12 protein-coding genes are annotated in these 14,776 nt (G+C 73.2%); 3 read left to right on the forward strand and 9 right to left on the reverse strand.

Features of this window, described 5'->3' with window-relative positions; all coding sequences use genetic code 11:
• Positions 1 to 7: 7 nt before the first annotated feature.
• Together radA and disA are read left to right on the forward strand one after the other, a co-directional pair.
• On the forward strand, positions 8 to 1,450 hold the full coding sequence (radA, locus tag ACVMYR_RS14245; protein ID WP_043965049.1) for a DNA repair protein RadA: 1,443 nt from the start codon (positions 8 to 10) through the stop codon (positions 1,448 to 1,450).
• A 142-nt stretch (positions 1,451 to 1,592) separates the two neighbouring features.
• Complete coding sequence (gene disA / locus ACVMYR_RS14250; protein ID WP_074472796.1) at positions 1,593 to 2,777, forward strand: DNA integrity scanning diadenylate cyclase DisA; 1,185 nt, start codon at positions 1,593 to 1,595, stop codon at positions 2,775 to 2,777.
• Positions 2,778 to 2,854: 77 nt separating this feature from the next.
• Here the strand turns inward: disA and ACVMYR_RS14255 are convergent, their stop codons facing one another.
• The 3 genes from ACVMYR_RS14255 to ACVMYR_RS14265 form a co-directional block, all read right to left on the reverse strand.
• Positions 2,855 to 3,607, reverse strand: a complete 753-nt coding sequence (locus tag ACVMYR_RS14255; RefSeq protein WP_457121979.1) for a hypothetical protein — start codon at positions 3,605 to 3,607, stop codon at positions 2,855 to 2,857.
• A gap of 158 nt (positions 3,608 to 3,765) precedes the next feature.
• Entirely contained in the window at positions 3,766 to 4,326 is a 561-nt protein-coding gene (locus tag ACVMYR_RS14260) for a peptide deformylase (RefSeq protein ID WP_077938043.1), read from the reverse strand.
• A complete protein-coding gene (locus ACVMYR_RS14265) occupies positions 4,323 to 4,835 on the reverse strand; it encodes a glycine cleavage system protein R (protein ID WP_077938046.1) in 513 nt (170 codons plus the stop codon). Before ACVMYR_RS14265 ends, ACVMYR_RS14260 begins: the two co-directional genes overlap by 4 nt.
• 96 nt (positions 4,836 to 4,931) lie before the next feature.
• On the opposite strand from ACVMYR_RS14265, the gene ACVMYR_RS14270 reads away from it, so the two are divergent.
• Positions 4,932 to 5,843 (forward strand): HhH-GPD family protein, encoded by a 912-nt coding sequence (locus ACVMYR_RS14270; RefSeq protein ID WP_229404930.1) that lies wholly within the window; start codon positions 4,932 to 4,934, stop codon positions 5,841 to 5,843.
• A 192-nt stretch (positions 5,844 to 6,035) separates the two neighbouring features.
• Here ACVMYR_RS14270 and ACVMYR_RS14275 read toward each other — a convergent pair whose 3' ends face one another.
• From ACVMYR_RS14275 to ACVMYR_RS14300, 6 genes are all read right to left on the reverse strand, one after another.
• Positions 6,036 to 8,555 carry an ATP-dependent Clp protease ATP-binding subunit gene (locus tag ACVMYR_RS14275; RefSeq protein WP_077938041.1) on the reverse strand — a complete coding sequence of 840 codons (2,520 nt, stop codon included), beginning with the start codon at positions 8,553 to 8,555 and terminating at the stop codon, positions 6,036 to 6,038.
• Between the two features lie 540 nt (positions 8,556 to 9,095).
• Complete coding sequence (locus ACVMYR_RS14280) at positions 9,096 to 9,440, reverse strand: histone-like nucleoid-structuring protein Lsr2 (protein WP_198956599.1); 345 nt, start codon at positions 9,438 to 9,440, stop codon at positions 9,096 to 9,098.
• A gap of 114 nt (positions 9,441 to 9,554) precedes the next feature.
• Positions 9,555 to 11,063, reverse strand: a complete 1,509-nt coding sequence (gene lysS, locus ACVMYR_RS14285; protein ID WP_043965039.1) for a lysine--tRNA ligase — start codon at positions 11,061 to 11,063, stop codon at positions 9,555 to 9,557.
• Between the two features lie 204 nt (positions 11,064 to 11,267).
• Positions 11,268 to 12,026, reverse strand: coding sequence for a type III pantothenate kinase (locus tag ACVMYR_RS14290; protein WP_043965037.1), 759 nt, complete (start codon positions 12,024 to 12,026; stop codon positions 11,268 to 11,270).
• A gap of 25 nt (positions 12,027 to 12,051) precedes the next feature.
• Positions 12,052 to 12,996: a carboxylating nicotinate-nucleotide diphosphorylase gene (gene nadC, locus ACVMYR_RS14295; protein ID WP_363631553.1), complete on the reverse strand. Its 945-nt coding sequence runs from the start codon at positions 12,994 to 12,996 to the stop codon at positions 12,052 to 12,054.
• A complete protein-coding gene (locus ACVMYR_RS14300) occupies positions 12,993 to 14,690 on the reverse strand; it encodes an L-aspartate oxidase (protein WP_396789623.1) in 1,698 nt (565 codons plus the stop codon). Before ACVMYR_RS14300 ends, nadC begins: the two co-directional genes overlap by 4 nt.
• Positions 14,691 to 14,776: the final 86 nt, after the last annotated feature.

Raw genomic sequence — 14,776 nt, forward strand, 5'->3', positions numbered from 1 at the left:
TTCCGGTGTGACGACGCCCCGATCGACACCCTCCAGGGCGACCCCGCGCGGCCGGGCCGCCCGTGAGCCCCGTCCCGCCTACGAGTGCGACGCCTGCGGCCACCAGCCGCCCAAGTGGGTGGGGCGCTGCCCCGAGTGCGGCGAGTGGGGCTCGGTGGTCGAGTGCACGGTGACCGGCCCGACCGTCTCCGGGCGGGTGGTCAGCTCCCGGATGCCGGCCGAGCCGGCCCGGCCGATCGCCACCATCAGCGCCGCACCGGCCAAGGCCCGCCCCACCGGCGTGAGCGAGCTCGACCGGGTGCTCGGCGGCGGCCTGGTGCCCGGCGCGGTGGTGCTGCTCGCCGGCGAGCCGGGGGTCGGCAAGTCCACGTTGCTGCTCGACGTCGCCCAGCAGTGGGCGGCCACCGCCGGCAGCCCGTCGCTGGTGGTCAGCGGCGAGGAGTCGGTCAGCCAGGTGCGGCTGCGCGCCGAGCGGATGAACGCCCTGCACGACCAGCTCTGGCTGGCCGCCGAGAGCGACCTCGGCGCGGTCCTCGGCCACCTCGACGCGGTGAAGCCGGGGCTGCTGGTGCTCGACTCGGTGCAGACCATCTCCACCGCCGGCACCGAGGGGGTGCCCGGCGGGGTGACCCAGGTGCGGGCGGTCACGGCCGCCCTGGTCGCCGTGGCGAAGGAGCGGGGGGTCGCCACCGTCCTGGTCGGCCACGTCACCAAGGACGGCCAGGTGGCCGGGCCCCGGGTGCTGGAGCACCTGGTCGACGTGGTGCTGCACTTCGAGGGCGACAAGCACTCCTCGCTGCGGATGGTGCGCGGCGTGAAGAACCGGTTCGGCGCCGCCGACGAGGTCGGCTGCTTCGAGATGCACGAGGGCGGCATCAGCAGCCTCGCCGACCCGTCCGGGCTGTTCCTCACCCGCTACTCGGAGCCGGTGCCGGGCACCTGCGTCACCGTGGCGATGGAGGGGCGGCGGGCCCTGGTCACCGAGGTCCAGGCGCTGATCGGGGCGACCGTGGCGGGTTCGCCCCGGCGCACCGTGTCGGGTCTGGACGGGGCCCGGCTGGCGATGGTGCTGGCGGTGCTCCAGCGCCGCGCCGAGCGGCTGACCCTGCACGACCGGGAGGTCTTCGCGGCCACCGTCGGGGGCATCCGGGTGGTGGAGCCGGCCGCCGACCTGGCCGTGGCCCTCGCGGTCGCCTCCGGCGGCCTCAACCTCGCCATCAACCCCCACCTGGTGGCGATCGGCGAGGTGGGCCTCACCGGCGAGGTGCGCCGGGTCGGCGCGGTGCCCCGCCGGCTCGCCGAGGCGGCGAGGCTCGGCTTCCGGGTGGCCCTCGTGCCGCCGGGATGCGGCCCGGAGAGCGCCGGGGCTGGCCCCGAGAACATGCGCGTGATGGAGGTCACCGACGTGCGCTCGGCGCTCCAGTGTGCCGCCCGCGCATCGGCGGAGTGACCGACGGTGGCCGTCGGGTCGGACCGCCGGTGCGATTCCGGACAAGCGCGGCGGGCCTCCCGACCCGGTCGACAGGGGGCATCGTGACACATCACAGTAACCACGACAGCACCCACCGCACGCCAGTCCGTAGACTGTGCGCGTGCCGATCGACCGCGATGCCAGCAAAACCGCCGGCGCGACACCCCACGCCCGCACCGGTGCCGTGGGCTCGCCCGCCCGTCCGATCAGCGTCAGCGTGACCGGGAGTGTCGGCGGCGCAAGCGGTGATCCGCTGCGGGCCAATCTCGCCCTCATGGCCCCCGGCACCGCGCTGCGTGACGGCCTGGAGCGGATCCTGCGCGGCCGCACGGGCGCGCTGATCGTCCTGGGCTACGACAAGGTCGTCGAGGGGCTGTGCACCGGCGGCTTCCCGCTGGACGTGGAGTTCTCGGCGACCCGGGTGCGGGAGCTGTGCAAGATGGACGGCGCGGTGGTGCTGTCCAGCGACGGCACCCGCATCGTCCGGGCGGCGGTGCACCTGATGCCGGACCCGTCGATCCCGACCGAGGAGTCCGGCACCCGGCACCGCACCGCCGAGCGGGTGGCCCGGCAGACCGGCTACCCGGTCATCTCCGTCAGCCAGTCGATGCGGATCATCAGCCTCTACGTCAACGGCCAGCGGCACGTGCTGGACGACTCGGCGGCCATCCTGTCCCGGGCCAACCAGGCCCTGGCCACCCTGGAGCGCTACAAGCTGCGTCTCGACGAGGTTTCCGGCACCCTCTCCGCCCTGGAGATCGAGGACCTGGTGACGGTCCGGGACGCGGTGGCGGTGGTGCAGCGGCTGGAGATGGTCCGCCGGATCGCCGACGAGATCGCCGGCTACGTGGTGGAGCTCGGCACCGACGGTCGCCTCCTGGCGCTGCAGCTCGACGAGCTGATGGCCGGCGTGGACGCCGACCGCACCCTGGTCATCCGCGACTACCTGCCCGCCGGCCGCAAGTCCCGCACCCTCGACGAGGCGCTGGTGGAGCTGGACCTGCTGGGCGCCACCGAGCTGATCGACCTGGTCGCGGTGGCCAAGGCCATCGGCTACCCGGCCGCCTCCGACGCGCTGGACGCGGCGGTCAGCCCGCGCGGCTTCCGGCTGCTGGCGAAGGTCCCCCGGCTGCCGGTGGCCATCGTCGACCGGCTGGTGCTGCACTTCGGCAGCCTCCAGCGCCTGCTCGGGGCCACCGTGGAGGATCTGCAGGCCGTCGAGGGCGTCGGCGACGCCCGCGCCCGCGGCGTCCGGGAGGGGCTGTCCCGGCTCGCCGAGGCCTCCATCCTCGAACGCTACGTCTGACGCGCCCGACGCCCGGCGGCAGCGGGACCAAGCCGCCGGGTGCCGGGCGTCGGAGCCGCCTCGGCGGCGGGCGGTCGTCAGCCGGTGATGGTGAGCTTCACCGGCGAGCTGAGCTTGGTGTCGAGCCGCCCGAAGACCTGGTACGCCCCGGCCGGCGGGAACGGGCCGTTGGCGAGCCCGTCCTTGCAGCGGCTGGTGTCCCGCCCGTTCCAGTCCACCTGGTACGACCGCTCGAAGCCGGGCGTGAACGACTGCACGTCGGAGCCCTTGACGTTGCCGCAGGTGTCGGAGGACCAGACCTTCTCCGCGCCCGACTTGACGAACAGCTCCTGGAAGTCCGCGCCCACGTCGCGGCTGCAGGTGCGGTCCGACTTGTTCTTGATCTTGAGCTGGAGGCTGACCACGGTGCCCTGCTGCGCCGACGTCGGCAGCACCACCGGCGTCACCGAGATCTCCGCGTCGGTGCACGTCCCGGCGTCCGCACCGGGCCCGGCCGGAGCGCCGTCGCCGCCGGAGGGACCGCCGCTCGCCCCGCCCTCGTCGCCCCCCGACGAGCCCGGGTCGCTGCCCGGGTCGTCCGACCCGCCGGGCGGCAGGCCGGTCTGCGGCGTCAGCACCGAGCCGCTCGGGTCGGGCACCGCCGACGGGTCGCCCGCACCCGGGGTTGCCGTCGGGGTCGGAGTCGACTTCGACTGCGGCGTGGTGCCGGTGTTGCCCGCGCCATTACAGGAATAGAGCAGGACAATCAGGAAGAGAAGGCCCGCTCCAAGTACGACGGCGCGACGCCGCCAGTACACGGCGGGTGGCAGGGGGCCGACCGTCAGACGCATGATGCCCCCACCGTAGCGGCGCGACGCACCGTCGCCGGGCGCGACGCGCCGGAGCACCCTCGGCTCACCGTGACGACCCTCCACTCACGACAGCGACACCCCGCCGGGGACGACGGTCCCGCCCGCAGCGGCACCCGGCCCGGCGGTGCCGGGACCGGTCACTGGTAGACCTTGCGCTGGTAGATCGCGTGCGCCCCGGCCACCCGGTCCAGGAAGAGCAGGCCGAGACAGTGGTCGATCTCGTGCTGCAGGGCGCGGGCCTCGAAGCCGTCGGTGACCAGCCGCACCGGCGCCCCGGTGCCCGGCAGCAGCCCCTCGACGACCAGGCGGCTGGCCCGCTTGACGTCGCCGGTGAGGTCGGGCACCGACATGCAGCCCTCCCGGCCGCTCTTCCACCGGGTCGCCTCCACCACCCGGGCGTTGCACAGGACGAACGTGCCGTGCACGGTGAGCGCCTTCGGGTGACCGGTGACGTCCACCGCGAACACCTGCGCGCTCACGCCGACCTGCGGGGCGGCGAGGCCCACGCAACCCGGCGAGACCCGCATCGTGGCGATCAGGTCGGCGGCCAGGCGGACCACCTCGTCCGAGGTCGGATCCACCTCCGGCCCCGGCCGGCTGAGCACCGGGTCGGGGGCGGACACCACCGGGCGCACCTCCCCCGGCACCGGCAGCGCCGCCGGTGTCCAGCCGGCCAGGCCCGCGTACTCCGTCGTCACAGCAGGTCCGTGTCCGCCGGGCGGAGGCTGACCCCCACGCCCAACTCCGCCGCGGCCAGCGCCAACCGGCCGGCCACCTCGTCGAAGGTGCCCGGCGGCAGGTCCACCTCCGCGACCACCACGTAGAGGGAGCCGGTCAGCCGGGTGCTCAAGTCGGTGACGTTGCCGCCCGCGTCGGTCAGCACCCGCGTCATCGCCGCGACGATGCCCATCCGGTCCGCGCCGTGCACCGCCAGCACGTACGGCTCACCGGTCGGCGCGGCCGCGCCGTCGGGGGCGACCGCCCGTACGGTGGCCAGGAGCTGGCCGTCGGCGGCGAGCGGGGCCAGCGCGGCCTCGACGTCGGCGGCGGCCGGGCCCACACAGATCAGGGTCATCGCGAAATGGCCCCGCAGCCGGGTCATGGTGGAGTCGGTGAGGTTCGCGCCCAGCCGGGCGAGCACCTCGGCGACGTCGGCCACGATGCCGGGCCGGTCCCGGCCGATGACGGTGATCGCGAGCTCGCTCATCCGGGCATTCTGCCCGATCGGGGGGCGGCCTCCGCGTCGCCCCGCCCGGCCCGCCCAACCTGCGGGAAGGCGGCCCGTGACATGATCGACGGCGCGATGTCCGAGCACACTTTCGCCACCCTCGTCAGCCGGTGGTACGAGCGCAACGCCCGCGACCTGCCGTGGCGGGTGCCCGGCGTGGGCGCGTGGGCGATCCTGGTCAGCGAGGTCATGCTCCAGCAGACGCCCGTGGTGCGGGTGCTGCCGGCGTACGAGGCGTGGCTGGCCCGCTGGCCCACACCCGCCGCGCTCGCCGCCGACCCGCCCGCCGAGGCGATCCGGATGTGGGGGAGGCTGGGCTACCCGCGCCGGGCGATGCGGCTGCACGACTGCGCGGTGGCGATCGTCGAGCGGCACGGCGGCGAGGTGCCGGACCGGCTGGAGCAGCTGCTCGCCCTGCCCGGGGTCGGCACGTACACGGCGCGGGCGGTGGCCGCCTTCGCGTACGGGCAGCGGCACCCGGTGGTGGACACCAACGTGCGGCGGGTGGTGAGCCGGGCGGTCGCCGGGGAGCCGGACGCCGGCCCGGCCACCCGCCCCGCCGACCTGGTGGCCACCGAGGAACTGCTGCCGGCGGAGCCAGCCGAGGCCGCCCTCGCCAGCGCCGCGTTCATGGAGCTGGGGGCCGTCGTCTGCACCGCCCGGTCGCCCCGGTGCGCGGTCTGCCCGGTGGAGTCGATCTGCGCCTGGCGGGCCTCCGGTCAGGCGGCGCCGGCCGGCCCGACGCGGCGTCCCCAGCGGTACGCGGGCACGGACCGCCAGGTCCGCGGGCTGCTGCTGGCGGTGCTGCGGGAGTCCAGCGGCCCCGTGCCGCGCCAACGGCTGGACCAGGTCTGGACCGACGACGTGCAGCGCTCCCGGGCGTTGGCGGGGCTGGTCACCGACGGTCTGGTGGAACCGGCCGGTGGGGAGTCGTTCCGTCTCGCGGGTGACGGCCCGGCGATACCGGCCCCGGCCCTGGACGCCTGACCCGCCCCGGGCCGGGCCGGGTCCCACCCAGCCGGGCCCGCCCGGGTCACGCCCAGCCCTCGGCGCGGGGACGCCATGTCGGCGACATGGCGGTTTCCGCGCCTCCCCGGCATCCACCCAGGCAGGAACGGGCGACGGCCCGGCGGCTCTCGCCGCCGGGCCGTCGCCCGTTCTGTCGTCGTGCGCCTCGGCTCAGGCGGCCTCGGTGCCGCCCAGCTCGGCGGGCACCGCGTCGGGGACCTCGGCAGGTCGGTCCGAGCCGCGGAACACCAGCTTGGACTTGTCGATGTCCTCCGGGTCGCCCTCGCAGTCGACCACGACGATCTGGCCGGGAATCAACTCGTTGAACAGGATCCGCTCGGACAGGTTGTCCTCGATGTCGCGCTGGATCGTGCGCCGCAGCGGCCGCGCGCCCAGGACCGGGTCGAAGCCCTTCTTCGCCAGGTACTTCTTGGCGTTGTCGGTCAGCTCCAGCCCCATGTCCTTGTTGCGCAGCTGGGTCTCGATCCGGGCGATCATGATGTCCACGATCGAGAGGATCTCGGTCTGCCGCAGCTGGTGGAACACGATGGTGTCGTCGATCCGGTTGAGGAACTCCGGCCGGAAGTGCTGCTTCAGCTCGTCGTTGACCTTCTGCTTCATCCGGTCGTAGTTGGACTCCGAGTCCTCCGACGCCTGGAAGCCCAGCGAGACAGCCTTGGCGACGTCCCGGGTGCCGAGGTTGGTGGTCAGGATGATGACCGTGTTCTTGAAGTCCACGATCCGGCCCTGGCCGTCGGTCAGCCGCCCGTCCTCCAGGATCTGCAGGAGGGTGTTGAACACGTCCGGGTGGGCCTTCTCGATCTCGTCGAAGAGGACCACGGAGAACGGCCGACGCCGCACCTTCTCGGTCAGCTGCCCGCCCTCGTCGTACCCGACGTAGCCGGGAGGGGCACCGACGAGCCGGGACACCGTGTACCGGTCGTGGAACTCGGACATGTCGAGCTGGATGAGGGCGTCCTCGCTGCCGAACAGGAACTCCGCGAGCGCCTTGGACAGCTCGGTCTTACCCACGCCGGACGGGCCGGCGAAGATGAACGAGCCGGACGGGCGCTTCGGGTCCTTCAGGCCGGCCCGGGTGCGCCGGATGGCCTTCGAGACGGCCTTGACCGCGTCCTCCTGGCCGATGACGCGCTTGTGCAGCTCGTCCTCCATGCGCAGCAGGCGGGAGGTCTCCTCCTCGGTCAGCTTGTAGACCGGGATGCCGGTCCAGTTGCCCAGGACCTCGGCGATCTGCTCGTCGTCGACCTCGCTGACGACGTCGAGGTCGCCGGCCTTCCACTCCTTCTCCCGCTGCGCCTTCTGGCCCAGCAGCTGCTTCTCCTTGTCGCGGAGCTGCGCGGCGCGCTCGAAGTCCTGCGCGTCGATCGCGGACTCCTTGTCGCGGCGCACCTGCGCGATGCGCTCGTCGAAGTCCCGCAGGTCCGGCGGCGCGGTCATCCGGCGGATCCGCATCCGCGCGCCCGCCTCGTCGATCAGGTCGATCGCCTTGTCCGGCAGGAAGCGGTCGGAGATGTATCGATCGGCCAGGGTCGCGGCGGCCACGAGGGCGGCGTCGGTGATCGAGACGCGGTGGTGCGCCTCGTACCGGTCGCGCAGGCCCTTCAGAATCTCGATCGTGTGCGCCAGGGACGGCTCACCCACCTGGATCGGCTGGAACCGCCGCTCCAGGGCGGCGTCCTTCTCCAGGTGCTTGCGGTATTCGTCGAGCGTCGTGGCACCGATGGTCTGCAGCTCGCCACGGGCCAGCATCGGCTTGAGGATCGACGCCGCGTCGATCGCGCCCTCCGCCGCGCCCGCGCCGACGAGGGTGTGGATCTCGTCGATGAACAGGATGATGTCGCCCCGGGTGCGGATCTCCTTGAGCACCTTCTTCAGGCGCTCCTCGAAGTCACCCCGGTAGCGGGAGCCGGCGACCAGCGCGCCCAGGTCGAGGGTGTAGAGCTGCTTGTCCTTCAGCGTCTCCGGGACCTCGCCCTTGATGATCTTCTGGGACAGGCCCTCCACGACGGCGGTCTTGCCGACGCCGGGCTCACCGATCAGCACCGGGTTGTTCTTGGTGCGGCGGGACAGCACCTGCATGACCCGCTCGATCTCCTTCTCCCGCCCGATGACCGGGTCGAGCTTGCCCTCGCGGGCAGCCTGGGTCAGGTTCCGACCGAACTGGTCCAGCACCAGGCTGGTCGACGGCGCGGCCTCGCCCGTCGTCGTGCCGGCCGCCGCGGGCTCCTTGCCCTGGTAGCCGGAGAGGAGCTGGATCACCTGCTGGCGGACCCGGTTGAGGTCGGCCCCGAGCTTCACCAGGACCTGGGCGGCGACGCCCTCGCCCTCGCGGATCAGGCCGAGCAGGATGTGCTCCGTGCCGATGTAGTTGTGGCCGAGCTGCAGCGCCTCGCGCAGCGACAGCTCCAGGACCTTCTTCGCCCGCGGCGTGAACGGGATGTGCCCGCTCGGCGCCTGCTGGCCCTGACCGATGATCTCCTCGACCTGCTGACGCACACCCTCCAGCGAGATCCCCAGACTCTCCAGGGCCTTCGCCGCGACACCCTCACCCTCGTGGATCAGGCCCAGCAGGATGTGCTCCGTACCGATGTAGTTGTGGTTGAGCATCCGGGCCTCTTCCTGGGCCAGGACGACAACCCGTCGCGCTCGGTCGGTGAACCGCTCGAACATGCCCTCGTGCTCCTCACGTGCCGTGCGCCTTGATGGTCAGATCTCGGCGGGGCCGGTGCGCGGACGTCCGGGACGGGCGTCCTTGCCTCATTACTCTATCGCCGCGGACCGACTCCGCTGAGGTCGTGTGTCCTCCACGGGGGTCCGGTACGCGTCGTTTTAGCCAACCGTCCGCGCTCAGGGCGTGTTCCGGGGTCTCCGCGTGTACGCGCAGAGCGAAATTCGGACGGCCGGTGGGACCCGGCTGCGGGCCTCCCCGCGGGCCCGCAGCCGCCCTCCGGCGACCCGGGTCGGGCGGCGGTTCGGCCGGGCCGACGAGCGGACCAGGCCGACGGCCGGTTGTCCACAGGCTGTGGACGAGTTTTCCACCGGTTGTGGACAACGCCGCGGCGGAGCGGGTTCTTCCCGGCGGGTGACACGGCGACGCCGGCCCGGAGGTGTGCTCCGGTCCGGCGTCGGTGTCGCCCGTGTCGGGGATGTCCCGCCGAGGGCCTTGTCGCACCCGGCGACTGCGGCGGTCACCCGGGACCGCCTCGGCGCTCAGCGCTTCGCGTGGAACTCGTCGACGATCTCCTGGGGGATGCGCCCCCGGTCGGAGATCTCCTTGCCCTCCCGCTTGGCCCACGCCCGGATCGCCTTGTTCTGCTCACGGTCGGCGGTGGCGCCGCCCCGGCCGCGCGCAGCCCGCCCGCCGACCACCACGCCGCCCCGGCCCACCTTGGTGCCGTTGGCGACGTAGGGCGAGAAAACCTCCCGCAATTTCTCGGCGTTCGTGGCGGACAGGTCGATCTCGTACTGAACCCCGTCGAGCGCGAACTTGACGGTCTCGTCAGCGTCCCCGCCGTCCAGGTCATCGACCAGCTTGTGAATGATCTGCTTGGCCACGTCCCACATTCCTTTCGAGCAGGGTGATCCTGCAAACTGAGAGCACAATAACCCGCCCGATGCTTGCCTCGTCAATAGGATGCGGTAACTGCCCCTAGCGGTGTGGCCGGTCGGCTACTCCGCGCGGACCAACGGGAAGAGGATGGTTTCCCGAATTCCCAGGCCCGTCAGCGCCATCAACAGCCGGTCGATTCCCATTCCCATGCCGCCGGCCGGGGGCATTCCGTACTCCATGGCCCGGAGAAAGTCCTCGTCGAGCCGCATGGCCTCGTCGTCGCCGCGCGCCGCGAGCTGGGCCTGGGCGACGAGCCGCTCCCGCTGCACGACCGGGTCGACCAGCTCCGAGTACGCGGTGCCCAGCTCGAACCCGAGGACGTAGAGGTCCCACTTCTCGGCCAGCCCCGGCTCGCTGCGGTGGGCCCGGGTCAGCGGGCTGGTCTCCTCCGGGTAGTCCCGCACGAACGTCGGCGCCTGGAGCCCCGGCACGACCAGTTCCTCGAACAGCTCCTCGGCGAGCTTGCCCGGCCCCCACTTCGGGTCGACGGCCAGGCCGACCTTGTCGGCGTACTCGACGAGGCGGGCCCGCTCGGTGCGGACGGTGACCTCTTCGCCGAGCGCCTCCGAAAGCACCCCGAAGAGGGTCACGGAGCGCCACTCGCCGCCCAGATCGAACTCGCGGCCATCCGCGTGCGTCACCACGGTCGAGCCGCCGACCGCGATCGCGGCCTCCTGCACCAGATTACGGGTCAGCGACGCCATCGTGTCGTAGTCGCCGTACGCCTCGTAGGCCTCCAGCATCGCGAACTCGGGCGAGTGCGAAGAGTCGACGCCCTCATTACGGAAGTTACGGTTGATCTCGAACACCCGATCGACCCCGCCGACCACGGCGCGCTTGAGAAACAGTTCCGGCGCGATTCGCAGATACAGATCGGTGCTCAACGCATTGCTGTGGGTCACGAATGGCCGGGCCGCCGCACCGCCGTGCAGCAACTGGAGCATCGGCGTCTCCACCTCGACGAAGCCCTGCCCGTGGAGGCAGTCGCGCAGGCTCCGCACGGCAGCGGCCCGCGTACGCACCATCTGCCGCGCCTGCGGGCGGACGATCAGGTCGACGTAGCGCTGGCGGACCCGGGCCTCCTCGCTGAGCGGCTTGTGCGCCACCGGCAGCGGGCGCAGCGCCTTCGCGGTGATCGCCCACTGCTCGGCCAGCACCGACAGCTCGCCGCGCCGGCTGGTGATCACCTCACCGGTCACCCCGACGTGGTCGCCCAGGTCGACGAGGCGCTTCCAGTCGTCCAGCCGCTCCGCCCCCACCCGGTCGAGGGAGAGCATCGCCTGGAGTTCGGTGCCGTCGCCGTCCCGCAACGTCGCGAAGCAGAGCTTGCCGGTGTTCCGTACGAAGATCACCCGGCCGGTGACCGAGACCCGGTCGCCCGTGGCGGTGTCGGTGGGCAGGTCGGCGTAGCGCGCGCGGACCTCGGCCAGGGTGTCGGTCCGGGCGAACCCGACGGGGTACGGCTCGACGCCCTCGGCGAGCATCCGGTCCCGCTTCTCCCGGCGGACCTTCATCTGCTCCGGAAGGTCGTCGGCGGGGTCGACTGGCACGGCGTTCTGCTCGGTCACGGCACGCTTCCTCAGCTAAGGAGTTTCGGCGGGGTCAGGGCCGAGCGTACTCAAGGGCTCTGGCGGTCGTTGCGGGATGACCTCCCGCCATGACCGACCCCACGGCGGCCGGGTCGCTCGGCACGGCCGCCGTCCCATCGGGTACGGGGTGAGAGGGGTGCCCTTCTCTACCGAAAGCGTTAACAGGGGGCCCTTCCTTGCACCTCACACGTTGCGGTCGTAGACCATGCGCAGGCCGATGAGGGTGATCATCGGCTCGTGGTGGGTGATGGTGCGGCACTCGCCGATCACCACCGACGCCAGCCCGCCGGTGGCGATCACCGCCCGCACCTCGCCCAGCTCCTCGGTCATCCGCTCGACGATCCGGTCGACCTGCCCGGCGAAGCCGAAGTAGAGCCCCGACTGGAGACACTCGACGGTGTTCTTGCCGATCACCGAGCGGGGCTTGGCCGCCTCCACCTTGCGCAGCTGGGCGGCGCGGGCCGCGAGCGCGTCGAAGGAAATCTCGATGCCGGGGGCGAACGCGCCGCCGAGGAACTCGCCCCGGCCGCTGATCACGTCGAAGTTGGTGGTGGTGCCGAAGTCGACCACGATCGACGGCCCGCCGAACAGGGTGTACGCCGCGAGCGTGTTGACCACCCGGTCGGAGCCGACCTCCTTCGGGTTGTCGATCGCCAGTTGCACCCCGGTGCGTACCCCCGGCTCGACGATGACGCTCGGCAGGTCGGCGTAGTAGCGGGCGAGCATCGTCCGCAGCGAGCGCAGCGCGGCCGGCACCGTCGAGCAGGCGGCCACCCCGGTGATCTCCACGGCGTCACCGGCGAGCAGCCCCCGGAACATCAGCCCGAGCTCGTCCGCCGTGGAACGGGCGTCGGTCTTGATCCGCCAGGAGTGCACCAGCTTGTCGCCGTCGAAGGTCGCCAGCACGGTGTTGGTGTTTCCGATGTCGATGCAGAGCAGCACGCACGCAGCCTAGACGCGCGGAGGTTCACCGGGGGCGCAGGTCCAGCGCCACGTCCAGGATCGGCGAGGAGTGCGTCAGCGCGCCGACCGAGAGGTAGTCCACGCCGGTCGCCCCGTACTCCGCCACGACGTCGAGGGTCAGCCCGCCGGTCGCCTCCAGCTCCGCCCGGTCCCCCACGGCGGCCACCACCTCGCGCAGCGTCGCCGGGGTCATGTTGTCCAGCAGCAGGAAGTCGGCACCCGCCTCGACGGCCTCCAGCGCCTCGGCGAGGGTGTCCACCTCCACCTGCACCGCCACACCGGGGAAGACCTCCCGGACCCGGCGGTAGGCCGCCGCGACGCCGCCGGCCGCGAACTTGTGGTTGTCCTTGATCATGGCGACGTCGTACAGGCCCATCCGCTTGTTGGTGCCGCCGCCGGCCCGCACCGCGTACTTCTCCAGCGCCCGCAGGCCCGGGGTCGTCTTGCGGGTGTCCAGCACCGTCGCCTTCGTGCCGGCCAGCGCGTCCGCCCAGGCCCGGGTGTGGGTGGCCACCCCGGACATCCGGCAGAGCAGGTTGAGCGCCGTGCGCTCGGCGGTGAGCAGCAGCCGGGTCGGCCCGGCCACCGTGGCCAGCACGTCGCCGCGCGACACCCGCTGCCCGTCGTGGGCCACGACCGACACCTCGACGGTACGGCCACCGCCCGCCTTCGCGCCGGCAGCCGGCCCGGCACCGGGGCCGGCCGGGAAGCCGGTCACCTCGGCGGCCAGCTCGAACGCGGCGGCCGCCACGGCCAGCCCCGCGACCACCCCGTCGGCGCGGGCCACCAGGTCGGCCGTGTCGGTCTGGGTCGCCGGGATCGTGGCGACGCTGGTGACGTCGAGGAAGTCCGGGCCGAGGTCCTCGGCGAACGCGGTGACGAGCACCCGCCGTACCTCGGCCGGGTCCAGCCCGGCCGCCCGCAGCGCCTGCTCCGTCGTGTCCCTCATCGCTCTCCAGCCTCCCAGCGAGACGTCAGCCTGCCCTGCGCCCCGACCTCGGCGACCAGGTGGCCCCGCCACCGCTCGTCCGCCGTCGGGTGGTCCTCCCGCCAGTGGCAACCCCGGGTCTCCTGGCGGGCGTACGCGGCGGCGACCAGCGCCGACGCCACCGTGATCAGGTTCGTGGCCTCCCAGTCGGCGGTGCGCGGGGTGCCCCGGCCGGAACCCAGCTCGCCCAGCTCCGTGGCCGTGGCGGCGAGCGTGCCCGCCGAGCGCAGCACCCCGGCGCCCCGGGTCATCGCCCGTTGCAGCGCGGGCGTCCCCTCGGCGGGCACCACCCAGCCGCCCCCGCCGGCCCACGCGCCGCCCTCGGCGGGCCGGGCCTGCTCGGGCAGGCCGGCGGCGATGTCCTCGGCGATCCGGCGGGAGAACACCAGCCCCTCCAGCAGCGAGTTGCTGGCCAGCCGGTTCGCGCCGTGCACGCCCGTGCAGGCCACCTCGCCGCAGGCGTACAGGCCGGGGATGGAGGTGCGGCCGCGCAGGTCCGTGCGGACGCCGCCCGAGGCGTAGTGGGCGGCCGGGGCGACCGGGATCAGGTCGGTGGCCGGGTCGACGCCGATGGCCAGGCAGGAGGCGACGATGGTCGGGAAGCGCCCGGCCAGGAAGTCGCCGCCGAGGTGTCGGGCGTCGAGGTAGACGTGGTCGGCGCCGGTGGCCAGCATGACCCGGTGGATGCCCTTGGCCACCACGTCCCGGGGGGCCAGCTCCGCCAGCTCGTGCTGGCCGACCATGAACCGCTTGCCGTCGCCGTCGACGAGGTGCGCGCCCTCGCCGCGCAGCGCCTCGGAGACCAGCGGCTGCTGCGCCCGGCCGGCCCCCGGCACGCCGGCGCCGGCCGGGGTGATCAACGCCGTGGGGTGGAACTGGACGAACTCCACGTCGGTGACCGCCGCGCCGGCCCGCATGGCCAGCGCCACGCCGTCGCCGGTGGAGACGGCCGGATTGGTGGTGGCGGAGAAGACCTGCCCCATCCCGCCGGTGGCGAGCACCACCGCGCGGGCCAGCAGCGCGCCGACGCCGTCCTCGCTGCCCTCGCCGAGCACGTGCAGGGTGATCCCGCAGGCCGGGCCGAGCCCGCCGGGCCCGTCGCCGGGCGCGCGCAGCAGGTCGAGCACGAGGGCGTGTTCGACCAGCCGGATCCAGGGGTCGCGGCGGACCGCCGCGTGCAGGGCGCGCTGCACCTCCGCGCCGGTGGCGTCCCCGCCGGCGTGCACGATCCGGTCGGCCCGGTGCCCGCCCTCCCGGGTGAGCATGAGCGAGCCGTCGGGGTGGCGGTCGAACTCCGCGCCGATGCGCATCAGCTCCCGCAGCCGGGTCGGCCCCTCCTCCACCAGCACCCGCACGGCGGCGGGGTCGCACAGCCCCACCCCGGCGACCTCGGTGTCGAAGGCGTGCGCGGACGGGGTGTCCGCCGGGTCGAGCACGGCGGCGATGCCGCCCTGGGCCCAGCGGGTCGAGCCGTCGTCAATGTTGACCTTGGTGACCACGGTGACGTGCAGGCCGGCCTCGCGCAGGTGCAGCGCGGCGGTCAGCCCGGCCACCCCGGAGCCGACCACGATCACGTCGGTGGTCTCCACCCAGCCGGGCGCGGGCGCGGCCAGCAGCGTCGGCAGGACGGGCAGGTCGACGGTCGGTAGGTCCATGAGCACAGTCAACCCGAACGCCGTTCACCTCGGGCGGCGGGGGCGGGACGAGTGGTTTGGGCTACCCCGGGCCGCCGGCGTGCCCT

The sequence above is a fragment of the Micromonospora sp. PTRAS2 genome (assembly GCF_054052245.1).